General features: G+C 41.2%; 25 protein-coding genes. 13 read left to right on the top strand and 12 right to left on the bottom strand.

Annotation, left to right across the window (positions count from 1 at the left end):
• Nucleotides 1-9 precede the first annotated feature (9 nt).
• Nucleotides 10-879 carry a LysR family transcriptional regulator gene (locus TW85_RS12845; protein WP_046017528.1) on the bottom strand — a complete coding sequence of 290 codons (870 nt, stop codon included), beginning with the start codon at nt 877-879 and terminating at the stop codon, nt 10-12.
• 145 nt (nt 880-1024) lie between these two features.
• Between TW85_RS12845 and astA the strand changes: the two genes are divergently transcribed.
• Together astA and TW85_RS12835 are read left to right on the top strand one after the other, a co-directional pair.
• Nucleotides 1025-2074 carry an arginine N-succinyltransferase gene (astA, locus tag TW85_RS12840; protein ID WP_046017527.1) on the top strand — a complete coding sequence of 350 codons (1050 nt, stop codon included), beginning with the start codon at nt 1025-1027 and terminating at the stop codon, nt 2072-2074.
• The gene (locus TW85_RS12835) at nt 2071-3051 is read left to right on the top strand and encodes an arginine deiminase-related protein (protein ID WP_052702147.1); all 981 of its coding nucleotides are present in this window, start codon (nt 2071-2073) and stop codon (nt 3049-3051) included. The genes astA and TW85_RS12835 overlap by 4 nt, the downstream gene beginning before the upstream one ends.
• A gap of 107 nt (nt 3052-3158) precedes the next feature.
• On the opposite strand, the gene TW85_RS12830 is transcribed toward TW85_RS12835, so the two are convergent.
• The gene (locus TW85_RS12830; protein ID WP_084616289.1) at nt 3159-3629 is read right to left on the bottom strand and encodes an acyl-CoA thioesterase; all 471 of its coding nucleotides are present in this window, start codon (nt 3627-3629) and stop codon (nt 3159-3161) included.
• A 164-nt stretch (nt 3630-3793) separates the two neighbouring features.
• Here TW85_RS12830 and TW85_RS12825 point away from each other — a divergent pair, with 164 nt between their 5' ends.
• The gene (locus tag TW85_RS12825) at nt 3794-4744 is read left to right on the top strand and encodes an AEC family transporter (RefSeq protein ID WP_238326212.1); all 951 of its coding nucleotides are present in this window, start codon (nt 3794-3796) and stop codon (nt 4742-4744) included.
• Between the two features lie 29 nt (nt 4745-4773).
• Here TW85_RS12825 and TW85_RS12820 read toward each other — a convergent pair whose 3' ends face one another.
• On the bottom strand, nt 4774-5715 hold the full coding sequence (locus tag TW85_RS12820) for a LysR family transcriptional regulator (RefSeq protein WP_046017526.1): 942 nt from the start codon (nt 5713-5715) through the stop codon (nt 4774-4776).
• A 160-nt stretch (nt 5716-5875) separates the two neighbouring features.
• Between TW85_RS12820 and TW85_RS12815 the strand changes: the two genes are divergently transcribed.
• The gene (locus tag TW85_RS12815; RefSeq protein WP_046017525.1) at nt 5876-6736 is read left to right on the top strand and encodes a DMT family transporter; all 861 of its coding nucleotides are present in this window, start codon (nt 5876-5878) and stop codon (nt 6734-6736) included.
• An 82-nt stretch (nt 6737-6818) separates the two neighbouring features.
• Here TW85_RS12815 and TW85_RS12810 read toward each other — a convergent pair whose 3' ends face one another.
• Entirely contained in the window at nt 6819-7421 is a 603-nt protein-coding gene (locus TW85_RS12810) for a TetR/AcrR family transcriptional regulator (protein WP_046017524.1), read from the bottom strand.
• Nucleotides 7422-7570: 149 nt separating this feature from the next.
• Between TW85_RS12810 and TW85_RS12805 the strand changes: the two genes are divergently transcribed.
• Nucleotides 7571-9607, top strand: coding sequence for an NADPH-dependent 2,4-dienoyl-CoA reductase (locus tag TW85_RS12805; protein ID WP_046017523.1), 2037 nt, complete (start codon nt 7571-7573; stop codon nt 9605-9607).
• A gap of 121 nt (nt 9608-9728) precedes the next feature.
• Here TW85_RS12805 and TW85_RS12800 read toward each other — a convergent pair whose 3' ends face one another.
• The 4 genes from TW85_RS12800 to TW85_RS25485 form a co-directional block, all read right to left on the bottom strand.
• Nucleotides 9729-10271, bottom strand: a complete 543-nt coding sequence (locus tag TW85_RS12800; protein ID WP_046017522.1) for a hypothetical protein — start codon at nt 10269-10271, stop codon at nt 9729-9731.
• 285 nt (nt 10272-10556) lie between these two features.
• Nucleotides 10557-10730 (bottom strand): hypothetical protein, encoded by a 174-nt coding sequence (locus TW85_RS12795; protein ID WP_157196944.1) that lies wholly within the window; start codon nt 10728-10730, stop codon nt 10557-10559.
• A 38-nt stretch (nt 10731-10768) separates the two neighbouring features.
• Nucleotides 10769-11119 (bottom strand): hypothetical protein, encoded by a 351-nt coding sequence (locus TW85_RS12790; RefSeq protein WP_046017520.1) that lies wholly within the window; start codon nt 11117-11119, stop codon nt 10769-10771.
• Nucleotides 11120-11654: 535 nt separating this feature from the next.
• On the bottom strand, nt 11655-12221 hold the full coding sequence (locus TW85_RS25485; RefSeq protein WP_052702146.1) for a hypothetical protein: 567 nt from the start codon (nt 12219-12221) through the stop codon (nt 11655-11657).
• A gap of 386 nt (nt 12222-12607) precedes the next feature.
• Between TW85_RS25485 and TW85_RS12780 the strand changes: the two genes are divergently transcribed.
• The gene (locus tag TW85_RS12780; RefSeq protein ID WP_084616287.1) at nt 12608-13501 is read left to right on the top strand and encodes a LysR family transcriptional regulator; all 894 of its coding nucleotides are present in this window, start codon (nt 12608-12610) and stop codon (nt 13499-13501) included.
• 66 nt (nt 13502-13567) lie between these two features.
• Here TW85_RS12780 and TW85_RS12775 read toward each other — a convergent pair whose 3' ends face one another.
• From TW85_RS12775 to kynA, 4 genes are all read right to left on the bottom strand, one after another.
• Complete coding sequence (locus tag TW85_RS12775) at nt 13568-13894, bottom strand: Lrp/AsnC ligand binding domain-containing protein (protein ID WP_238326211.1); 327 nt, start codon at nt 13892-13894, stop codon at nt 13568-13570.
• 68 nt (nt 13895-13962) lie between these two features.
• A complete protein-coding gene (gene kynU / locus TW85_RS12770; RefSeq protein WP_046017518.1) occupies nt 13963-15231 on the bottom strand; it encodes a kynureninase in 1269 nt (422 codons plus the stop codon).
• A gap of 13 nt (nt 15232-15244) precedes the next feature.
• Nucleotides 15245-15940, bottom strand: a complete 696-nt coding sequence (gene kynB, locus TW85_RS12765; RefSeq protein WP_046017517.1) for an arylformamidase — start codon at nt 15938-15940, stop codon at nt 15245-15247.
• Between the two features lies 1 nt (nt 15941).
• Nucleotides 15942-16790 carry a tryptophan 2,3-dioxygenase gene (gene kynA, locus TW85_RS12760; protein ID WP_046017516.1) on the bottom strand — a complete coding sequence of 283 codons (849 nt, stop codon included), beginning with the start codon at nt 16788-16790 and terminating at the stop codon, nt 15942-15944.
• Between the two features lie 303 nt (nt 16791-17093).
• On the opposite strand from kynA, the gene iscR reads away from it, so the two are divergent.
• The 7 genes from iscR (at nt 17094) to sufT (ending at nt 23389) form a co-directional block, all read left to right on the top strand.
• Complete coding sequence (gene iscR / locus TW85_RS12755; protein ID WP_046017515.1) at nt 17094-17591, top strand: Fe-S cluster assembly transcriptional regulator IscR; 498 nt, start codon at nt 17094-17096, stop codon at nt 17589-17591.
• Between the two features lie 112 nt (nt 17592-17703).
• A complete protein-coding gene (gene sufB / locus TW85_RS12750; RefSeq protein WP_009832352.1) occupies nt 17704-19140 on the top strand; it encodes a Fe-S cluster assembly protein SufB in 1437 nt (478 codons plus the stop codon).
• A 12-nt stretch (nt 19141-19152) separates the two neighbouring features.
• The gene (sufC, locus tag TW85_RS12745) at nt 19153-19950 is read left to right on the top strand and encodes a Fe-S cluster assembly ATPase SufC (RefSeq protein WP_046017514.1); all 798 of its coding nucleotides are present in this window, start codon (nt 19153-19155) and stop codon (nt 19948-19950) included.
• Nucleotides 19947-21209 carry a Fe-S cluster assembly protein SufD gene (gene sufD / locus TW85_RS12740; protein ID WP_046017513.1) on the top strand — a complete coding sequence of 421 codons (1263 nt, stop codon included), beginning with the start codon at nt 19947-19949 and terminating at the stop codon, nt 21207-21209. The genes sufC and sufD overlap by 4 nt, the downstream gene beginning before the upstream one ends.
• A 9-nt stretch (nt 21210-21218) precedes the next feature.
• Nucleotides 21219-22436: a SufS family cysteine desulfurase gene (locus tag TW85_RS12735; RefSeq protein ID WP_046017512.1), complete on the top strand. Its 1218-nt coding sequence runs from the start codon at nt 21219-21221 to the stop codon at nt 22434-22436.
• Nucleotides 22437-22445: 9 nt separating this feature from the next.
• Complete coding sequence (locus TW85_RS12730; protein WP_046017511.1) at nt 22446-22811, top strand: iron-sulfur cluster assembly accessory protein; 366 nt, start codon at nt 22446-22448, stop codon at nt 22809-22811.
• Nucleotides 22812-22858: 47 nt separating this feature from the next.
• Nucleotides 22859-23389, top strand: coding sequence for a putative Fe-S cluster assembly protein SufT (gene sufT, locus TW85_RS12725; protein WP_046017510.1), 531 nt, complete (start codon nt 22859-22861; stop codon nt 23387-23389).
• The last annotated feature ends 88 nt before the right edge of the window (nt 23390-23477 follow it).

The raw sequence follows: 23477 nt of genomic DNA, 5'->3' as shown, positions 1-23477 counted from the left end.
ATCATAATGTTAATCATAGCTTTGTAATAACTTGATAAAGGCGCTAGCGGCATTAGATTCTGTCCTATCTTGGTGGATTAAACAGCCAATTTGGCGCTTTAAAGGGCTATTGTCTAAGTCTAAGATTTTCAAGTTATCATCGATTAAAGAGTCTGGTAACACACTCCAGCCAAGGCCTGCGGTAACCAGCATCTTTATCGCTTCAAGATAGTTGGAAGCCGCCCTTGGAATAATGCTTAGATTTGCTTGCTCAAAAATATCGTCGATAACACGTCGGGTAAAGCTAGATGCATCAGGCAATATGCCCTGGACACTGCTTAAGTCCTTGAGGCTTATGCTATTAAGGCTTGCTAGGTGATGATCTTTAGCACAGACAAATTTAAGCTTTTCTGTCCATAAAGGAATAAAACGTAATTGCTCATCCATTTGGGTTGGCTCTGTGATAACCGCGAGTTCTAGCTTGCCCTGTAATACATCTGCATAGGCTTGCTTGGAGGTTAAAAAATCCAAGTTAAAGGCCACTTCTTCATATTCAATAATGTAACGTTTTACTGGCTGAGCAAGATGGTGCAAGCCTATGTGCTGGGTGGTGGCGATGGATAAAAAGCCGTCAATGGTATGGGATAAATTACGCACGGCGTTAAGCCCACTTTGCGCATCTTGTAGCATTTTATAAGCATGGGGTAAAAAGGTTTTACCCGCTTCTGTGAGCTGAATTCGACGACCAATACGATCAAATAGACGACAACCAAGTTGGTCTTCGAGAGAGACAATACGTTTACTAATGCCGGGTTGAGTAAGGTGTAACTTCTCGGCAGCTAAGGAAAAAGAGTTCTCTTCTGCTGCTGTGGTAAAGGCCGCTAGAGCAAGTGTATTCATTCGATATTCCAGAAAGTAAACCTAATATCAATTCATTCTAATTAGTTATCGATAGGATAACAAATTGAGTTTTGTGTTATTTGAATTGCCTCTTATGATGAGCCTTAATTAATACATCAAACCTATTTTTTGTGAGCTCAATCGAATGATGATCATACGCCCTATTGTAGAGAAAGATTTAAATGCACTTAAACGCATGGCAGAAAATGCCGGTGTTGGTTTTACTTCTCTACCTGCAAACTTAGATTTGTTAAAAGCCCGTATTGCTGATGCAGAAGCGGCTTTTTCTTCTTCTCCTGAAAGTGAAGAGAATCAAAGTTATTTATTTGTCTTAGAAGAAACAAGCACAGGTGACATTGCAGGTGTGTGTGGTATTGAGTCCGCGTTGGGGCTACAAACACCTTGGTATAACTATCACCTAGGTACCCTTGTTCATGCTTCACCGACATTAGGTGTGTATGAGAAGAGCAATACTTTGACTCTAAGTAATGATCACACTGGTTGCTCTGAACTATGTACTTTGTTCTTGGATAAGGATTTTCGTCACAGTAAAAATGGCAGTTTATTGTCTAAGTGCCGTTTCATGTTCATGGCGAATGCTCCAGCACGCTTCAACGAGCGTGTTATCGCTGAGATGCGTGGTGTGAGCGATGCAGAAGGCAATTCTCCTTTCTGGGATGGTCTAGGTACTCACTTTTTTGCCATGCCTTTTGCTAAAGCTGACTACCTTTCAGGGTTAGGGAATAAAGCCTTTATTGCTGAGCTTATGCCTAAGCTACCTATCTATATCAACCTACTTAATGACAAAGCGAGAGCGGTGATTGGCAAGGTGCATGACAATACCTTACCAGCGCTTCGTATGCTTGAAGGGGAAGGGTTTGAGAATCTAGGTTATGTGGATATTTTTGATGGTGGTCCCACAATTGAGGCCAATATCCGTCATATTCGAGCGATTTCAAATAGCAGGACAGTCTCGGTTGAGATAGGCGATGCTAGTCCAGAAGAAGAGGCTTATCCTTGCTTGATTTCTAACTTAGGTATTAAAGATTATCGCTGCACCTTGATAAATACATCTATTTCAAAAGCTCAGAGCGCAGGTGTAATTAGGTTAGATCAAGCAAGTGCCGATGCTTTAAAAGTGGCAGCGGGTGACAGTGTACGAATTGTGGCATTAAGTGCGAGGCAAGCAGCATGAGTTTAATGAAAGAGATAAAGCTTAATCAAAATACAGGTAAAGCCGTTCAATTGGCGCAAGCTGTGGTTATGGTAAGGCCAGTTGATTTTGGTTTTAATGAAGAAACTGCTTTGGATAATGAATTCCAAAAAAAGCTTGATGATAGTGCCAAGGTGACTGAGCAAGCTCTTGTTGAGTTTGAGCGCATGGTTAAGCGTATAAAAGCGGCCGGTATTGATGTGTTGGTACTAGAAAAAGCCGACACTGATTATGTTACACCTGATGCTGTGTTTCCAAATAATTGGTTCTCTACCAGTCAAGATGGCACCTTAACTATTTACCCTATGTTTGCTGAAAATCGCCGCCAAGAAAGACGTATCGATGACTTAACTGATTTGTTAAAGAGAGAAGGCTACCAAGTTGGGCCTGTTGAGCAATTGGCTGACATGGATGAAAAGCTTGAGATACTAGAAGGCACTGGTGCCTTGGTGATAGATCATAAAAATAGTGTCTTATACGCAAGCCAATCTGAGCGTTGCCATGAAGCGCAATTCAAGCGTTTTGCTGAGCAAAAAGGTTATCAAGCAAGCTATTTATTTGATACTGCTAGTGATAATGGCAAATCTATTTATCACACGAATGTGATGATGAGTGTCGGTGAAGGGTTCGCTGTAATTTGCGCAGACTGCTTTGTGGACGAAAAAGAGTACGCAGAGGTTAAAGCAAGCCTATCACTTGCTAATGAGGTTATTGAAATTAGCAAAGAGCAAATGGAAAAGCATTTTTGTGGCAACATTTTACATGTGAAAAATGCAGATCAAGATGCTTTTATTATCATGTCGAAAAGTGCTTTTAATGGATTTACCCAAGCGCAAAAGCAGCAGTTAGAGCAATATGGCCAATTATTGGTGAATGATATTGATACTATCGAAGCCGTTGGCGGAGGCAGTGCACGCTGCATGGTGGCAGAGGTTTTCTTCGATAAAGCCAAGCCCTAGACCTAATGCTACTTTTCTCGTTTATCACAGGTTCCTTAGACAATTAACCCTTCCCCCGCTGGCACTGGATTTTTTAGTGCCAGCTTTTTTATGCCTGCCAGAAATCATTAGGATTTCACTTTAAGACGTGAAGACACGTTCGCTATAGCCAATTCTGGTGAGATCACGCCTGCTTTACTAACCACGCAGCCCTTCGATGTACCTTGAGCTATGATGCGTCCTTTGCGTTCGAAGGTATGTACAAGGTAGAAATATTTCTCGTCCCAGTGAGTGACTTCTGCTTTCACATAGTATCGTTGAAATAAATTAAGAGGCTTTTTATAGATCATAGTATGTTCGGCTATGACAGGTTGCCATTTCTGTTTTAGCATGGCCTTTGCTAAGCCACTGCGAATAAAAATATCGACTCTTGATAGATCACAGATGGTAAGATAACGGCCATTGTTCATGTGCATATTCAGATCTAAATCATTAGGCAATACTCGCATAGATAAATGGCTAGATAGGTTATCAGGTGTCAGCTTTGGTTTAAAATAGCTACCAATGAGTACCCTTAACATGCGAAAAATGAGATTCATGACTTGCCTGTTTTCGTTAAATATAGTGTTTTGGAAAAGTTCAGAATTAAACACTATGACGACCAGTTGATGCAAATTAACCACATTTATAACAGATATCTGCTATTTTTATCATATTTTCTAATGCGCGACTTGTACGGATTAACCCCTAAAAGGAGATTTAAGTGTTAACGCTTTCCCTGACAGTTTTGCCTATTTTCATGCTTTTACTATTTGGTGCTCTGTTACAGCGAAAACGTTTTCCGGTTGAAGGTTTTTGGACTGGTGTAGATAAACTTGTCTACTGGGTAATGTTCCCAGCCATGTTGTTTTATCAAACCTCTAGAGTAGACCTATCTAGCCCAGTATTGCCTAGTTATGCCAGCGTTCTTGCCTTTGCTTTAGTTAGCGTGTCTCTTTTTGTGTTGGTTGTCTGCTACTTTTCTAAAGTGGATAAACCAACAGGTACCTCAGTGCTACAAGCCGGCGTAAGGTTTAATACCTTTATTTCACTTGCAGTGGCGAGTGCGCTTTATGGAGAAGAAGGGCTGATACTGGCGACCTTAGGGGCGGCGATTTTGATTCCGACGATTAATGTCTTTTTAGTTATTAGCATGGTGAGCTTACATGGCCAACAAGATGCCTCAAAACCAGCTAAGTCTTTGCCTAGCTTATTAGTGAAAGAGCTTTTTAAGAACCCATTAATTTTGGCAATCATGGCAGGTATTAGTGTTAACCTTTTAGGCATTGAAAAGGTATTTTTGCTAACGGATATTACGGGGATTTTAGCAAGAGCCACCTTGCCTCTGGTGTTACTCGCCGTAGGTGCCAGCTTAAGAATGCAGGCCTTTAAAGATGCTGGCAGCTTATTAATTTGGTCATCTTTAGCTCGATTATTAGTTTTCCCTTTCTGTATTGCCCTAGCTTGTACTTATCTAGAGCTCGATCCATTGGCTGCTTGTGTTGCTATTTTGTTTGGCGCTGTGCCTACTGCTACTTCTGGTTATGCCCTAGCGAAACAGCTTGGCGGTAACGCACCTATTATGTCTGTATTTATTAATGTGCAAACAGGATTAAGCGTGGTTACCTTGCCGTTAACTATGTGGCTGGCTCAAATTTGGTTTGGGCTAGCATAGGGAGAAGTTCTACTCTGTTTCACTCTTTCTTATGGCTTACCTAGCTGTTGGCTTTGAGTTTTGATCCAGCTGCGAATAGCGCGGATTTCAGGTTCATGACGGCGGCTATTTTTATAAGAAAAGTAAAAATCACAATTAGAATTAACATGATGACAGGGCAAGCGAACTAAAGAAGGAATACTGTCATCTTCGTTAATCATATAGTCGTTAATGAGCGCAATGCCATAATGGTGAAGGGCGGCTTCTTTTCCTAATAATAGATGGCTAAAGTTATGAAACTTCACTTCTCCCGGTAACTTCTTATTGATAGCGGCAAACCAGAGGCGCCAATCTTCAGCATACTTATTAAAAATACTGTGTGTGGTAATCAGAGGAAACTGAGTGATCCATTCAGGGTGCTTGATTAAGTGTGTTTCCAGATCATCCTCAGTGACCTTGATAAGCTCAGCTTGTATCTGTGCATAAAACTCAGGACTACACACAGGGAATAAGCGTTCGCTGTAGAGATGTTCAAAGGTGAAGCCACGTTTGTTATTTTCAATCGTAATAAAGCAATCGCCCACTCGATCTGATAATTCGGGATCTGCGTTTAGCATCTCAATAGAGACTTCTGTGTGTGGATAGCGCTTTTGTAAGTCGGTCAATCTAGGGATAAGCCAATAAACGGCGAAAGAGCTATAAACCGCAATACGCAAATGGCTATTCTGTAAACCCTTTAGATGGTTGCTGGCTCTTTCTATTTGAGAAAGGGAGGCGCTGACATTATCTAAATAATGTTTACCTTCACTGCTTAAGCTAAGTTGTCGACCTTGCCTGATAAAAAGTGCTTCCCCTAAATAGTCCTCTAAAAGTCTAATTTGGTGGCTTATTGCGCTTTGACTGACATTTAGCTCTTCTGCGGCTTTGGAAAAGCTATTTAGGCGAGCAACGGCTTCAAATACAGGCAGTGATTTTAGGGGAGGTAAGGACATTTTGGCTCAATAAAATTTATTATCTAAAAAACTAATACTAACTTAATAAATGTCATTGTACATAATACTTAGTGCTCACTAAACTGCACGAAATCGGTAAAGGTTCACTTTTCATTATTTACTGAGTATTAATTTTTTGTAGTTTGTTTTAGAGGTAGAAATGACAGGAAAAACAGTAACGAGCGCAGTATTGCTTTTAATTATGGGCAACCTTGTCGCGACCTTCTGTGATGCGTTTATTAAGGCGGCTGGACAGGATATTCCTGTGTTCCAGTTTATCTTTATTCGTGCGGTTTTTACCTTTTTAATCCTGATTCCTTTCTTTCGATTTGTTGATTGGAAAGCACCATTAAGAGGGGCTAAGTTGCATTTATTAAGAGGCAATCTTTGGATTCTGTCATCTTTGCTTCTTATTATCTCTTTACAAGTCTTGCCTTTGGCAACTGCGAACGCGATTTTTTACACCGCGCCAATCATGATAGTTGTGCTGTCGACTCTGATTATGAAAGAGCGTTTAACTAGCATGATAGTACTCGCAGTAACAGGTGGCTTTGCTGGTATCTTAATTATTTTAAGACCGAGTGAGTTTGATTGGGGCATCCTAAGTGCCTTGGCCTTCTCTTTTGTATTGGCGATTAATAGTTTATTGATTAGAAAGCTGCCTCAGGGTCAAACCTTGTTACATGGTTTGTTATTAACTCAGCTATTTGCTTTGCCTTTCAGTTTTGCTCTTTGTATTTGGGAAGGCGCCGCTTGGAATATGGACATGGTGGGTTATGCCATAGGCTCTGCGGTTTGTTCGATTGGTTACAGTGTCGCTGTTATGTTGGCTTATCGTTATGTGGCGGCAAGTAAGGTTGCCAGTGCTGAATATACAGGGCTTCTTTTTGCTGTATTAGTGGGTTGGTTAGTTTTTAATGAAACACCCGATTTATGGTTAGGCCTAGGCGCACTATTTATCATTATTCCGATTGTGCTGATGGGTAGAGCAGAACGAAAGAACAATTTAGCCAGTGCGTAAGCTCTCTCCTTTTACCCCTTTTATCTCCCAGTTAGCCGCGATTGATCGCGGCTTTTTTTTACCTTAAAAAAGTCGTGGTAACTTAGTTTTGCTTATTGAGGATGATTTTGATGGTTTGCTTTGCCATGTCGTCTAGATCATCACGGTTGATATAGATGCCATCTATTAATAACCTGCATAAGCCGTGAAGCGTTGCCCAAGTGGTTTGGCCGACTCTTAAAGCGCTACTTACATCCGTTAAAATACCTTGTGCTTGTAGCTCTTCTACCCAATTTAACCATTGTCGAAAACTGGCTTTGGATATTTCTAGTAAGGGCTCTGTTGGTGTACCAGACTTCCATATATCTCTACCAAACATAAGATCGTAGGTTTCTGGGTGTTGGTCAGCAAATTCGATGTAAGTTAGTACATACTTCTCAAAGCTGTCTTGTTTTGCCTCTTTGTTATGGCTTTCTATAATAGCTTCAACTGATTGCCACTGTTGTTTAAAGCCTGCTTCTGCTATCGCACACAAAAGGGCATTCTTGTCTTTAAAGTGGTGATAAGGTGCGGTGCGTGATACGCCGACTTTATCCGCTAGCTTTCTCATCGACAGACCTTCGACGCCAGTTTCTCTCAATATTTCTGTAGCTGCTAATAGCAGGGTTTCACCTAGGTCCCCATGGTGATAAGGCTTTTTGGTCATATGAGTTATTCCAATGTTGGTAGGGGCAATTTAACAACCAATCTTGACACTGTCAAAATTTAACTTTATCTTGACAGTGTCCAGATGTGGTGGGCAAACCACATTACTCTCTAATAAAAAGATTTTTTGAATAAAAGAGACCAGTCATTATGAATGTTAACGCAGAAAAACATGCTCAATATCCGCATTTATTTGAACCCCTAGACCTTGGTTTTACTCAGCTGAAAAACCGTGTACTTATGGGATCTATGCACCTTGGATTGGAAGAAAAGAAAGGTGGTTTTGAACGTATGGCTGCGTTTTACGCTGAACGTGCCAAAGGTGGCGTTGCCTTGATTGTGACAGGGGGTATTGGCCCTAATCAGGAAGGGGCGGTACACATGGGGGCAGCATTGATGGCGACAGATAAAGATGTGGCGAATCATCAAATGATCACAGAAGCAGTACATGCTGAAGGCGGTAAAATTTGTATGCAAATCTTGCATACAGGTCGTTATGCTTACAACCCTAAATCGGTTGCGCCATCTCCTATTCAAGCGCCAATTAATCCATTTCCACCAAAAGAGTTAAGCGAAGAAGGTATAGATGAACAGATTGAAGACTTTGTTCGTTGTTCCGCTTTAGCGAAAGAAGCTGGCTATGATGGTGTTGAAATCATGGGTTCTGAAGGTTATTTGATTAACCAGTTTATTGCGGCACGCACCAATAGCCGTGATGATGAATGGGGTGGTGAATATGAACAACGTATTCGTTTCCCTATTGAAGTTGTACGTCGTGTGCGTGAAAAAGTAGGCGAGAACTTTATTATTATTTATCGTCTTTCTATGTTGGATTTGGTTGAAGGTGGTAGCTCCTTCGAAGAAATCGTTCAACTAGGTAAAGAGATTGAAAAAGCCGGTGTAACTATTATTAATACTGGCATTGGTTGGCATGAAGCGCGTGTCCCGACTATCGCGACTAAAGTGCCAAGAGCCGCTTTTACTTGGGTAACGGCAAAAGTACGTAAAGAGCTGTCTGTACCACTAATTACCTCTAACCGTATTAATATGCCTGATGTGGCAGAAGAGGTTTTATCTCGTGGTGATGCTGACATGGTGTCTATGGCGCGTCCATTCTTAGCTGACCCTGAGTTTGTGGTAAAGGCTGATGAGAATCGTGCTGATGAAATTAATACCTGTATTGGTTGTAACCAAGCCTGCCTTGATCATATTTTTCAGAATAAGCTGACATCTTGCCTAGTTAACCCTAGAGCTTGTCATGAGACAGAAATGATTCTGACGCCAACAGATAAAGCGAAAACAATTGCGGTTGTAGGTGCTGGTCCTGCGGGATTAGGGTTTGCTACCACTGCTGCAAAACGTGGCCATAAGGTGGTATTGATTGATGCTACTGATCAGATTGGTGGACAGTTTAATGTGGCTAAGCGTATTCCTGGTAAAGAAGAGTTTTATGAAACCTTAAGGTACTTCAAGAAACAGGTTGAGTTAACAGGTGTTGAGTTAAGGTTAAATACGAAAGTAAGTGCTGCTGATTTAAACTCAGATGAGTTTGACGAAGTGGTACTAGCAACTGGTATTACACCAAGGCTGCCTGAGATTGAAGGAATTGAACACGCTAAGGTGCTAAATTATCTAGATGTCATGCATGGTGCTGATGTGGGTAATAAGGTTGCTATTATAGGTGCGGGTGGTATCGGTTTTGATATTGGTGAAGTCTTATCTCATGCAGGTGAGTCGACTAGTCAGAATGTGCCTGAGTTTATGAAACAATGGGGCGTGGATATGACAATGCAGGCCCGTGGTGGCATTGAAAATATGACACCAGTGGAACATGAATCACCACGAGAAATCTATTTGCTTCAACGTAAGAAGACTAAAGTTGGCGCTCAATTAGGAAAAACAACTGGTTGGATCCATCGTGCTGGCTTGGTGAAAAAAGGGGTAAACATGCTAGCTAGCTGTGAATACCATAAAATAGATGACCAAGGCTTACATTTATCTGTAAAAGGTGAAGACACCTTGTTAGATGTTGATAATGTGATTATCTGTGCAGGACAAGAGCCATGTCGTGAACTCGTCGATGGTTTAGATAAAACTTATCATCTTATTGGTGGTGCTGATGTGGCGTCTGAACTGGATGCAAAACGCGCGATTAATCAAGGTACTCGCTTAGCCTTAGAGATTTAATCTCGCTAATAGGTAAAAAAACCGAGCTAATTTGCTCGGTTTTTTTGTTTTAAAGGCTCAAAATTAAATATGCCTTTTCACTTAATCACATATGCTAAGAACAAAAGAAGAGTTTGTTAAATTAATCCTGCTGGTAAGTATCAGTTTGAATCATGCTTAGTAATGTATGGCGCCTAAAGCTATGTTTTTCTGCCAGGTTAATTTGCTCACTATAGTCCTGATACCATTTATCTCCGTTAGGTAAGTCGCCTGATAATGACTGCATACCTTGTTTTAAAGACTGTAGGAACAACTGAAAGTTTTGCTCTTGATCCATAAGAATATGTTTTAGAGCTGTGACATTGTCGCTATTGAGCTCTTGTTTAACTAGAAGTTGCTCCTGCTTAAACTCCTGATAGTTTTGTATTAATTGAGTTTGCTCGGATTTGATTTCATTCAAACTATTGGATAACAGCATAACCGCTTTCGTAGAGGGCGCCGGTGCTGGTGTCACCAAAAGTGAAATGGCAATTGAAACCAAGGTCGAGATCAAAAAGCACAGGAATAAGAATAAGCTAAAGCAGAATACCTTATTCGCGTTGATAAATTGGGACAAGCTGTTTTCAGGAAACCCTTCTTCTTGTACTTCTACTTCCAAGAAGCCGAGTTTATTTGGTTTGTTCATTTTAGACTCCGTCTTAATGCATATGTAATGAAACGTATGTTAAGAGGAAATTGTGCATTCTTTATAAAGAAAAAAACCTTATTTTAAGTGGTGCTAACATTAGGTAGCTTTCAAAAAAATGCTTATTTATCGTTAAAATGAAAGCGTATTGAGGTGAAAATCTTCGAAATTCTTATAAGTTTGATTTTTACGTTTTGTTACTCAATGTGGAGTTGTACATTTTCTCAATTCTTTTTTAGAAAAAACGAGAGAATCAGGCTCTAGTTTTTTCTGTTTGCCTAAATATTAGTTGCTTGTTGCCTCAACTTCACCTGTTTTTAAAAGCCTTAGTAGCTCTTCTCTTTGCATACTGAGTCTTTGTACCTGACTTAGCTTAGCACCATAATTTTGATACCAATCTTCACCTTCAGGAATTTCAACAGCTAACTCACGCATACTCGCATTCAAAATAGTTAACATTTTCTGAATATTCTTTTCTTGATCAATCAAGATATTCTTTAGTGCTTTAGTGCTTTGGCGCTTGAGTGCCTTAAGTGAACCTGGAGCAACTCGAAGTCCTGCTTGAACTTTTCAGTATGGTTTGCACTTACTTCTAGCTGCTCTTCAATTGCAACCAGATGTTGGGAGAGAGATTCAACACTAGATTTAGTCGCTAGATTCTCAGGGTCCTTTGCTAAAAGCAGGCTTAAGCTTACTGAAATAGTCACAATTAAACAGACTAAGAAAAAGCCAATGAGTCCATAAATAAGATTACGTACTAGGTTTGGATTTGCTTTTGCAGATTTCTTTTCTTCTTTTGCATCTATATCAATGTCTAGAAGTCGGCTAGATGAGTCAAGTGCGGCCATATGTAATCCTCTAGTTAGTTTTTGTAAATATATTGTAGCCGTAAAAAGTGCATTTTTTGTAGAGATTTTGAAAATGTTGCACTTTTTAAGTGGTGAAATTGCTTCTTACTAAACATTTTAGTCAATTTTATAAGTGGATTAATTTATATAAGTTATTGTTTTTATTTTAATTAATATTGTTTTATTGATTGTTTTCTAAATTAGCATGGAGAGTATTACTTTTGATGAGTTGAGGGCGCTTTCTGATGGGTTTTTATCGTTTTTTATTTCTCTTAGTGTAATTTTATGTGTTTTTCAGGGGAGGGGGGACAGACAAATAGTGTTAATTTAGTAGTTTCTCTTGACCAATTAAGACAAAAGGAAAAGGGGGTAAGCAAGCACGTGATTAGGCACAAGTGAAGGTTAAGGCTAAAAGCTAGGATTGTGAGCGGAGGTGGAACGAATGGACGCTAGAAAGTCTTATTTCATGAAGTAAGCTTTTTGATCATTAAACCTTATGAGTGCAAGATTTAATGATCATAAAATAGAAACTTGGTTAAGGTGTTGCTTCAGGGCTTGCTATTGCCTCTGTGCTTTCTTCTGGCACTGCGCCTGTTTTGAGTAAACTTAAAAGCTCTTGTCTTTGTTGACTGCGCTTAAGTGCTTTTTGCATTTGGTCGCCGTAGTCATCGTACCAATCTGCCCCATTCGGCACTTCTACAGATAGGTCTCGCATACCTGCTCTGAGAACATGTAAAAAGCTTTGGAAGTTTTTCTCTTGATCTATCAATATGTTCTTAAGGGTTGTTGAACTGGTATGCCTTAAATGGGTTTGTAATACTTCATACCTAGCAACGTTTTGATCAAGTTTTAGGTTTTGTTCTGCAATGCTGTTTTCCATTGATTGCACACTTTCAACAAGCTCGCCTAAACGAGCTTCTAGCTCTAACGTTGAGGCGGGCTTAGGAGTGAGTAGAAGACTTAAGGTGACTGAAATGATGACGGATATACACAGGGCAAAAAAGACTAATATGCCGACAAAGAGCTTTTTGTGTACTTCGAAAAAGTCACCCTTTGGTGCTGATTTCTTCTCATCGATATCAAGGTTTTCTTTAGCAGCCATACTAGATCCTTTATGAAGTTAGTTGTTTTAAACCCTTTGTATTGGCCTTTTGAAGGCATTCATCTGTGTTTAGGTTTGTTTATAAACTAGTCAATTCATTTTTACAGGCTAACAGAAGTAAGGTGGATTTCATATTTTTAGCCCTTACATGCAGGTTTCAAAGGATTGACTCATTTGTTCTGCCGTATTCTATTGAAAAAAATGAGTCTTAGTTGAACTCAGGTGAGTTTGCGTTAACTTTCTCTCATAGATTCTGACTTTCTCTGATGTGTATCAAATATCTTTCTTTTCTACTAAGGAGATGAAGTGTTTGATTAAAAGTCATTACATTCGCCTTTTAAAGGCTTAAAATAGTTGGCTTATTAGACTTTGATGAGCCTTATTAAATGCCTCGAATAGGAATGAGACATTTGCAGATGGTGCAAATGATTACACAAACAGGCAATGTTTCTGATGCTGCTGCAATCTTGGGGATAACCCAATCAGCTTTGAGCCATAGAATTCGAGAGGCTGAGCGTCTTCTGAGCGCACCACTATTTATTCGACGTAATAAAAAGCTGGCCCCAACGAGTGCCGGTGAGCGTTTGTTGCATTCGGCTAACATTATTTTAAATGAAGTGGAGTTGGCTGAATTTGATATTGCCAAGTATTCAGCTGGTATAGAGCAAACACTTAGATTAGGGGTTGATCATAGGGTAGGGAGTCATTGGTTGCCTGATCTTTATCAGAATTTTAATGACAAAGTCCCTCAAGCTGAAGTTGAGCTGGTAAGTGATCCTCACCCAGATGCTTTATATTGTCTTAGAAATGGGCGTTTAGATGTCTGTATCATGTCTGGTGCTAAAGCGCAGGCGGGCTTTAAAAGCCTTTTTCTTTTACGAGATGAGTTGGTAGTGGTATTTTTGCCAGACCATGAGTTTGCCCATAAAGCCTTGATCGAAGTGGAAGACTTTAATGATCAAGTCTATATCACAGATACGACGACGCCCGAATATCACAGGGAGTACGAACAAGTATTTAGCCCAAATAATACCTTTCCTAAACAAGTGGTACGTGTTGGTAGAACCGATAATATTATTGCCTTTATTAAGGCGGGTAAGGGGATCAGTATTTTACCTAAATGGACTTTGCAACCTTATCTAGAAAACTCAAATTTAAAGTATAAATCTATAGGCCCAGAAGGCTTTTATATAGACTGGTATGCCTTCTCGCGTAAGGATGAAAAAGAGGGGTCTTCCTGTCAGCAGCTGGCTGACTCTTTAATTTGTATCTTTAGCTAAATTGAGTAAGCCTTTCTCTCATTTGATTATTGCAATTTTCAAAGAAGAGAAAGGCTGGCGAACTAGTTAGTTACCAATTGAAAACATGGTATCTAGGTCATGTTTAGAGAAGGTTTGGAAAGAGATAAGGGTTTCAGTTTTGCTGATGCGAAGGTCATTTGCCATAGCGACATTGACGAGATCCGCGAGCTGCTCATTATTGTTAACGCGACAAAGAGCAACAAGGTCGAAGCGACCACCCACAGAAAAAACCTCGGTAATACCTTTAACTTCAGCTAAAGACTTCGCCACTTCGTTCGTTTTAGATCTTTCTACATTAATTAAAATAATACCTGTGACCATAGTGTTATCCTCGTTATAAATTGCCTCGTAGGCTGTTAACTTGTTATCCATATTAGCTATCTGGTTTAAGTATTTACCTAAATAGCCGCTTTTATTTCACTTAAGCTTATGGCTTAAGATTAAGTAACCTTGTTCTTCGCTCTAAATTGCGCTTGGTCCCAGCTGCTGTTTTGCATGATTTTTTCTAATGCTTCTACTGTATGCCACAGATCGATAAAGCGCACATAAAGCGGAGCGAAACCAAAGCGCAAAATATTAGGTGCTCTAAAGTCGCCAATGATGTTTTGGGCAATCAAAGCTTGCATGATCGCGTAGCCTTCTGGGTGAGTGTATGACACTTGACTGCCTCTTATACTTTGCTCCTTTGGTGTCACAAGCTCAAAACCATAAGTCTTACAAAGCGGTTCCATTAGGCGCATAAAATACTCAGTTAAGGCGAGAGACTTATCTCTTAATTGTTGAGGGTCAACTTTAGCCATGATGTCGACACCTACTTCTAAAGCAGATGCGCCTAATACCGGTGTTGTGCCACAAAGTGTTTTTTCTATCCCTGGCGCTGCTTCAAAATCATCGCTCATGGCAAAGGCATTGGCGTGGCCAAACCAACCTGATAAAGGCTGCTTTAGGACTGGTAAATGTTTTTCTGCTACATATAAAAATGCTGGGGCACCAGGGCCACCATTTAGGTACTTATAACCGCAGCCGACAGCAAGGTCAGCATTAGCTTCGTTTAATGCGAGGGGAACGGCACCTGTACTATGGCTTAAGTCCCACATCATTAGAGCGCCTTTAGCATGGGCCGCAGCAGTAATCTCTTTCATATTTAGCATGATGCCTGACTTATAGTGCACATGGGTTAGACACACTAATGCGGTATCTTCATCTATATGTTGCATCACTTCTTGGCTTGGCACGGTAACTATCTCAATCTCTTGCCCTATGAAGTTTTTAACACCATTTAATATGTATAAATCTGTTGGGAAATTGCCTGGCTCTGTGACGATTTTAGTGCGATTTGGACGTAACTTAACCGCTGCAGCGGCTAACTTGAATAAGTTCACCGAGGTTGAATCAGCCACGATAACTTCTTTATCTTGGGCGCCAATAATACCTGCAAGCTTTGTCCCTATGCGCTGAGGAAGGTTGATCCAATTATGGGTGTTCCAGCTTCTTATGAGCCCTTGTCCCCATTCTTTTTCTATTACCTCTGTCATGCGTGCTTTGGCTGCTTTGGGTAATACGCCCAAAGAGTTGCCATTTAGGTAGATTAAGTCTTGGTCTAACTCAAACTCCTCCCTTAAGTGGGCGAGAGGGTCTTGTTTGTCTAAATCATGAAAGTCAGTTTGATTGACTATCAATTCTGGTGAAGCTGTTGTTGATTGAGTCATGTGAGTAATCCTGTTAAGGCGCTAAAGGGCGTAAAATAGCTCGAACTGGAGAGGCGTCTAAGTCGGCAAGTTTTAAGGGCAAGGCTATGAGCTCATATTTTCCTGCTGCTACTTGATCTAAGACTAGGCCTTCTAAAATGGCCATGCCTTGCTCTTTAATGGCGTTATGGGCCGCTAAGTTTTTTGAATTTTGTGGGTCTAGGGAAGGGCTATCTATGCCAACTAAAATGCACCCAGCTTGGCCTAACCAATTGATCACCTCTTGGCTGATGCTAACGAAGTTCTCGTCCCATTCATTCACAGGGAAGTTTTGATAGGTTTTAAATAAAACCCGTTTTATCGCATCTGTTTGGGTGTTGATAAGGGCTTGGCAATCGTCGAGTCTGATGCTTTTTCCCTCGATACCTTGGCCCTTGGTATCAAGTTGGGTTAGGTCTATAACCTGACACTCTCCGATATAAGCATCTAACGCTACCTGAGCCATTACTTTTCCATCTTGGTCATAATGATAAGGAGCATCAGCATGGGTACCTGTATGAGTTGAGCAATGCAGCCAAGATACATTGACTGGGCATTGCTCATCTATGTGCCAAATAGTTTCACTTTGATATTGAGTATCACCAGGCCACACAGGAATACCTGCGCGTAATGTCTGACTAATATCGATAAGAGCCGATGAGTCTTGCTTATTTAGATTGGCAGTAGACATGTTAGATCTCCGTTCTGACAGACCAAAGCTCAGGGAAGAACTTAAGGTCTAAGGCTTTGCTCAAATAACTTACGCCACCAGTACCACCTGTGCCTTTTTTATAGCCTATGATGCGTTCAACGGTTTTCATATGATTGAAGCGCCAGCGCTGGAAGTTGAACTCAAGGTCTACTAATTTTTCCGCTAGTTCGTATAGGTCCCAATGTGTCAGGGTGTCCTGATATATGCTTGCCCATGCAGCTTCTACTTTATCATTGTGTTGATAAGGCAAAGACCAGTCGCGCTCTATAATTTCACTTGGAATATCAAAGCCACGGCTAGCCAGTAGTTTCAAACACACATCGTAAAGGCTAGGTTGGCGAAGCACGCTATTAAGGTAATCAAACTGCTCAGGGTTATTTTTATGAGCATTGATCATGTCTTGATTCTTGTTGCCTAGAAGGAATTCAAGTTCGCGGTATTGGTAAGATTGAAAACCTGAGCTTTGGCCAAGATCATCTCGAAAACTGGCATAGTCTGCTGGCGTCATAGTGACAAGCACTTCCCACGCCTTGATTAATTGCTCTTGAATACGGGCAACTCGGGTTAGCATTTTAAAAGCAGGGCTTAGTTGGCCTGCTAAAATGCTTTTTGCTGCACCATGAGCTTCATGTAGGCAGAGCTTCATCCAGAGTTCAGATACCTGATGAATGACGATAAAAAGCATTTCATCATGCTTGTCTGAACGCGGGCTTTGGCATTTAAGTACGGCATCAAGATCAAGGTATTGGCCGTAACTAATATCTTGATCCCAGTGAACGCCTTCATCACTTAGATCAACGTGTGAGGCTTGGTAAGGACATTGTGACATGAAGTATCTCGCTAAGGATTAGTGTTGTTTTTATTCGATCATGTAATCAGTCTAATATGTCAAAAGATAAAAATATAATTCATAAAAAGAGCCCTATTCATGAATTTATTTTGTATTTTGTGTTTGCCTAGCCTGATCTAGGTCAGATGGGTTTAGTTTTTATGTGACTAAGCGTAGAATACGTCGCACATTTTTATCGGTTAAATAACCTACTAAAGTACTGGGTTAAATACTTGACTATTTTACTTGGTTTTGGTTCTATACTTAGCTTTTAAATTCAGCACTTTTGAAGCGAGAAAATATATGCGCCTGACAACTAAAGGTCGTTACGCTGTAACTGCTATGTTGGACCTCGCTTTACACTCGGATAATGGCCCAGTTTCCTTGGCTGATATCTCCCAACGTCAAGGTATTTCTTTGTCATATTTGGAGCAGTTGTTTGCCAAACTTCGCAAACAAACTTTGGTGTCAAGTGTGCGTGGACCGGGCGGTGGCTACAGATTGAGCCGTGCTAATGATCAGATCTTTGTAGCTCAGATTGTGGATGCCGTAAACGAATCTGTGGATGCGACCGGGTGTAAAGGTAAAAATGATTGCCAATCAGGCACAACTTGCCTGACTCACCATTTGTGGTGTGATCTTAGTGATCAAATTCATGACTTCTTAAGTCAAATTAGTTTGGCGCAATTAGTGTCACGTAAAGATGTGAGACTGGTCGCGCAAAGACAAGAAAACGAACAGTTAGTGCATACTGGTGAGATTGACCAGAGCAGTAAAATTAATGCGGAACTTTTGAATTAAGTCTAATTCAAAAAGGTGCATAATTTGGGTGTTAAGCCAATAGCGGCAGGGTTATTGGCTTAATGTCTTTGCTAAGCACTTCGCAATCTAGTTTAAGTGAGTGTTATTAGATATGACAGATCAGATTGATAAGGCGCTTGAGCGCGAATACGAAGCTGGATTTGTATCTGATGTGGAGTCAGATACTTTTGAGCCCGGCTTGGATGAGAATGTCATTCGTCGTATATCGACCATGAAAAATGAGCCAGAATGGATGCTAGAAGCGCGTTTGAAGGCATTCAAAGTATGGCAAGAAATGGAAGAGCCGGATTGGGCTCATGTGGATTACGAAAAAATTGATTTTCAAGCCATTTCCTATTTTTCTGCACCAAAAAGCATGAAGGATAAACCTAAGTCGCTTGATGAAGTTGATCCAGAACTGATTCGCACCTATGAAAAATTAGGTATTCCTCTGATTGAGCAGCAAATGCTTGCGGGTGTTGCGGTTGACGCTGTATTTGACTCTGTGTCAGTTGTGACAACTTTCCGTGAAAAACTGTCTGAAGCAGGGGTTATTTTCTGCCCTATTTCTGAAGCGATTCAAAACCACCCTGAGCTAGTTAAAAAGTACCTAGGCAGTGTGGTACCGACCAAAGATAACTATTATGCGGCACTAAACTGTGCAGTATTTACCGATGGTTCATTTGTTTATATTCCTAAAGGCACGCGTTGCCCGATGGAATTGTCAACTTACTTCCGAATCAATGAGCAAAATACTGGTCAATTTGAACGTACCTTGATTATTGCTGATGAAGGCAGTCATGTAAGTTACCTTGAAGGCTGTACAGCGCCTCAACGTGATGAAAACCAATTGCACGCAGCGGTCGTTGAACTTGTTGCTCTTGATGATGCTGAGATTAAATACTCAACTGTTCAAAACTGGTATCCAGGTGATGAGAACGGTAAAGGCGGCATTTATAACTTTGTGACCAAACGTGGCATATGTCATACCAATGCCAAAATTTCTTGGACACAGGTTGAAACAGGTTCAGCGGTTACTTGGAAATATCCAAGTTGTGTGTTGAAAGGTGATAATAGTGTTGGTGAGTTTTACTCAGTAGCACTTACCCGTGGCGCACAACAAGCTGATACTGGTACCAAGATGATTCACTTAGGTAAAAATACCAAGTCGACCATCATCTCTAAGGGTATCTCTGCTGGTCGTAGTAACAACAGCTACCGTGGCTTGGTTCGTATGAACCCAGGTGCTGATGGCGCACGTAACTTTACCCAATGTGACTCCCTGCTAATTGGGGATCAATGTGGTGCGCACACTTTCCCTTATGTTGAAAGTCGTAACCCTTCTGCCATTGTTGAGCATGAAGCGACAACCTCTAAGGTGAGCGATGACCAAATGTTCTTATGCCAACAACGTGGCTTAGATCCAGAGAAAGCAGTCTCTATGATAGTGAATGGCTTCTGTAAGGAAGTCTTTAAAGAATTACCAATGGAATTTGCCGTCGAAGCTGGCAAGTTGCTAGAAATTAGCCTTGAAGGCTCTGTAGGTTGAGGACACACGTACATGTCGAATACAAATACTAAAGATACAAGCAGCCTTTTAACCATAAAAGACTTACATGCCAGTGTCGAAGAGAAGAATATCCTTAAAGGCCTAAACCTAGAGGTTAAGCCTGGTGAAGTACATGCGATCATGGGTCCAAATGGTGCGGGTAAAAGTACCATGGGTTATGTCCTTTCAGGCCGTGAAGGTTATTCGGTAGAACAGGGCCGTGCCGTTCTTGATGGGGTTGATATTCTTGATCTTGAAGCAGAAGAGAGAGCACGTGCTGGCCTTTTCTTAGCTTTCCAATACCCAGTTGAGATTCCAGGTGTAAGTAACCTAGAGTTCTTAAAAGCATCTGTTGACGCTCAACGTGAAGCACGTGGTGAAGAGGCTGTTTCTTCTGCTGACTTCCTAAAATTGGCTAAAGCAGCTTGTAAACAAGTTAACCTACCGCTTGCTTTCTTAAAGCGTGGCGTTAACGAAGGTTTCTCTGGTGGTGAGAAAAAACGTAATGAAATCATGCAAATGCTTTTGTTGCAGCCTAAGGTTTGTATCCTTGATGAAACTGACTCTGGTCTTGATATTGATGCACTTCAAGTGGTTGCTGAAGGGGTAAATAGCCAGCGTTCTAGTGATCGCAGCTTTGTTGTTGTTACCCACTATCAACGCCTACTTGATTATATTAAACCTGACTTCGTCCATGTTCTTGCTGACGGTAAGATAGTGAAAAGTGGTGATGCGTCTCTTGCTCTTGAGTTAGAAGCACAAGGTTATGCTTGGTTACAGCCAAGTGATGAAGAAGGACAAAACGCATGAGTGAATGGCTAAATCAAGCCATCACTCAAGCACAAGGTGTGAGTGATTGGCTTTCCCCTAAACGTGATTTGGCGCTAAGCGCCTTGGCTGATATACGCTGGCCAACACGTAAAACGGAAGCATGGAAATACACCTCTTTGCGTCCAGTTGAAAAGTTTAGCAAAGAAGCGCCAGCGGCTTTTACGTCAGCTTCAACACTGACTCAAATACAAGGTTTTGAATGCCTAGATTTAGTGTTTGAAAATGGCCAGTTTGTGACTGATCTAGCTGCACTGACACTGCCTGAAGGTTTGTCTATTCAATTGGCAAGCCAAGCGGATGCAAGCAAACAAGCTGAAATACTCGCTAAGTTTTCTAGTATTAAGCCTGAACGCCATGTTTTTGGTTTGTTGAATGATGCTCTAGTGCAAGACGTACTTGTTATTGAAGTGGCTGACAATGTGAGCGTAGCGCCGGCTATACGCTTGACTTCAATACTCGGTTTAGCTGCACAAGCACATACTCGTGTTTTGGTTGTGTTGGGTGAGCATGCGAAGTTGACAGTCAGTGAACATTATCAAGGTAATGAAGAAAGCCTAAATACAGGTTTCGTTGAATACGAAATTGGTGCTGATGCTCGTCTTGAACATTATCGTTTTGCTTTGCAAACGGGTAAGGCTGTGAGCTTAGGTGGTAGTCATTTCCAACTAGCTGAACGTGCCGACTTAAATAGCACCTTAGTTGGCTTTGGTAGTGATTTATCTCGTGTTGATGTGGATATGGTGCATGCTGGCGAAAATGCTTTCGCTAAGATGAATGCTTTTTACTTATTAGACGGTAAAGAGTTGTTCGATTTACATGCAACGGTTGAACACGCTGTGCCGCATGGTACGACAGAAGAAAATATTCGTATTATCGCAGCGGATCAGGCAAAAGCGGTTTTTAATGGTCGTATTCATATTCATCGTGATGCACAAAAGACATTAGCTGAACTGAATAACCGTAACCTTTTGATGTCTAATAAAGCAGAGATTAATACCAAGCCAGAGCTTGAAATTTATGCTGATGACGTACGTTGTGCTCATGGTGCAACGGTAGCTGAAATCGATAAGAAAGCCCTGTATTACATGCAATCTCGTGGCATTAGTCGTGCTAAAGCTCAAGTAATGTTGAACTTTGGCTTTATTAACGAGTTGATTGATCAGATGCCAAATCAAGAATTGGCAGAATGGCTACGTCCGCAAATGCGTGAGAAATTCTCGCAAATGGAAGTGAAATAGGCGATTAAAATGAGTTTTGATGTAACGGCAATACGCAAAGAGTTTCCTATCTTAGATCGTAAGATTGATGGTAAACCTCTTATCTATTTAGATAACGCGGCAACAACCCAAAAGCCGCAGTGTGTCATTGATGCGATAGTTGATTATTACACTCAATGTAATGCCAACGTTCACCGTGGCGCGCACCAATTGGCGGATGAAGCGACACGTCGCTTTGAAAATGCCCGTGACATCATTGCTCAATTTTTGAATGCAAAAGCACGTCACGAAGTGATTTGGACCAGTGGTACGACTGAGTCTATTAACATAGTGGCGCATGGTTTAACTAAGCTTTTAAAAGCAGGTGATGAAGTTGTGGTAACTGCAATGGAACATCACGCAAACTTGGTAACTTGGCAGCAAGCTTGTTTACAAGCTGGCGCGAGTTTACATGTTGCACCTATTTCAGACTTAGGTGAGTTAGACCTTGACGCTTTTGATGCCCTGTTAAATGAAAATACTAAGATGGTGGCATTTCCACACGTATCTAATGCCCTAGGCAGTGTTAATCCGATTAAGCGTTTAACACAAAAAGCCAAAGAAGTAGGCGCTTGGGTATTGGTTGATGGCGCCCAAGGCGCTGCTCATGGCGACATAGATGTGCAGGACATTGGCTGTGACTTTTATGCTTTCTCAGCTCACAAAATATACGGCCCTATGGGGGTTGGTATTCTTTGGGGGCGTGAAGATGTTCTTGCTGATTGGCCTGTATGGCAAACGGGCGGTGAGATGATCTCACGCGTAAGTTATACAGAGTCGAGCTGGAATGTCTTGCCTTATCGTTTAGAGGCAGGCACACCAAATGTGGGTGATGCGATTGCAATGGGCGCAGCAATTAAGTGGTACAGCGAGCTAGACCAGGCTGCAGTTCAAGCCCATGAAAAAGCACTTATGTTGAGTGCAACAGAACAAGCTATGGCATTTGATGGTCTTCGCATTATTGGTAATGCAAATCATAAAGTCGGTGCGATCAGCTTTGTGATGGACTCGGGTCACCCTGCTGATATTGGTTTCTTGTTAGATAGACAAGGTATTGCGATACGTACAGGTGATCATTGTGCTCAGCCTTTGATGGACAGATTCCAAGTACCAGGTACAGCGAGAGCCTCATTTGCGGTTTACAATACATTAGAAGAAGTAGATGCTTTATTTGAAGCCCTACGCAAAGTCAAAACTATGTTGGCTTAGGAGTGTTATATGACTGTTTCTAGTTTTAATCCAGCACAGGCCATTAGTCTAAGTGATGTGGCCAAAGCGTATTTTGCTAAAAAAATGCAGAACCAAGCAGGCAAGCTAATTCGTCTGACAACTAAAGTAAGCGGCTGTACCGGCTTTGCTTATGTTCTAGATTTAGCTGATAGCCCAGAAGCAGATGATAAAGTTTTTCAGTTTGACGAGTTAACCATTGCCGTTTCAGGTGAAGCATTAGGTTTAGTTGCTGGCACTGAAATTGATGTTGCTCAAGAAGGGCTTAATGAAGTTGTGAAGTTTAACAATCCAAATGTTGTGTCTGAGTGTGGTTGTGGCGAGAGCTTTAGTGTAACTGATCAGGGCGTCGTTTAACTCGCCCTCAGCTCAAATGAATTGAGCCTTTAAAGAGAATTGATTTAATGCAAAAAATGGTCGTAACCCAAAGGCAATGTCCAGCACGAAGAGTGCCTAGTGGCGAGCCTACTATTATTGAAGAAGGCCAGTTTCTGACCATAAATCAAAGTTTAGGTGGGAATTACACAGTTACCTTTCAAGGTAATATGTTGCGTATTGATGGCACAGATGCTGATGCCATAGGACAAGAGCCTGAAGTACTAGAATTTACTGATTCTGGCACAGGTGAAATAGTTGAAGAGCAAGTTTGGCAGGCATTAGACAGTATTTTTGATCCAGAAATACCGATTAGCTTAGTCTCTCTTGGGCTCATTTATAAAGTTGAAGTAGACCAAGCTGGTAAGAATGTTCGTATTGATATGACATTGACCGCACCTGGTTGTGGTATGGGCCCTGTGTTAGTCAGTGATGTGGATTATCGCGTTGCTATGGTTCCTAATGTAGAAACAGTTAAGGTCGAGCTGGTGTTTGATCCACCTTGGTCTCGTGAAATGATGAGTGAAGAAGCGCAGTTAGAAGCAGGGCTTTTCTTTTAACTGACTTTAATCTGATTCAAGAGGTTCACCCTCAGCAGTGTTTCTCATACAATAGCGACCCTAGTTGATATTCCAGCTAGGGTTGTTT

Source organism: Marinomonas sp. S3726, assembly GCF_000967665.1.
Lineage (GTDB): Bacteria > Pseudomonadota > Gammaproteobacteria > Pseudomonadales > Marinomonadaceae > Marinomonas.
Note: the sequence above shows the minus strand (reverse complement) of the source record. Positions and strands in the feature narration are given on the sequence as shown.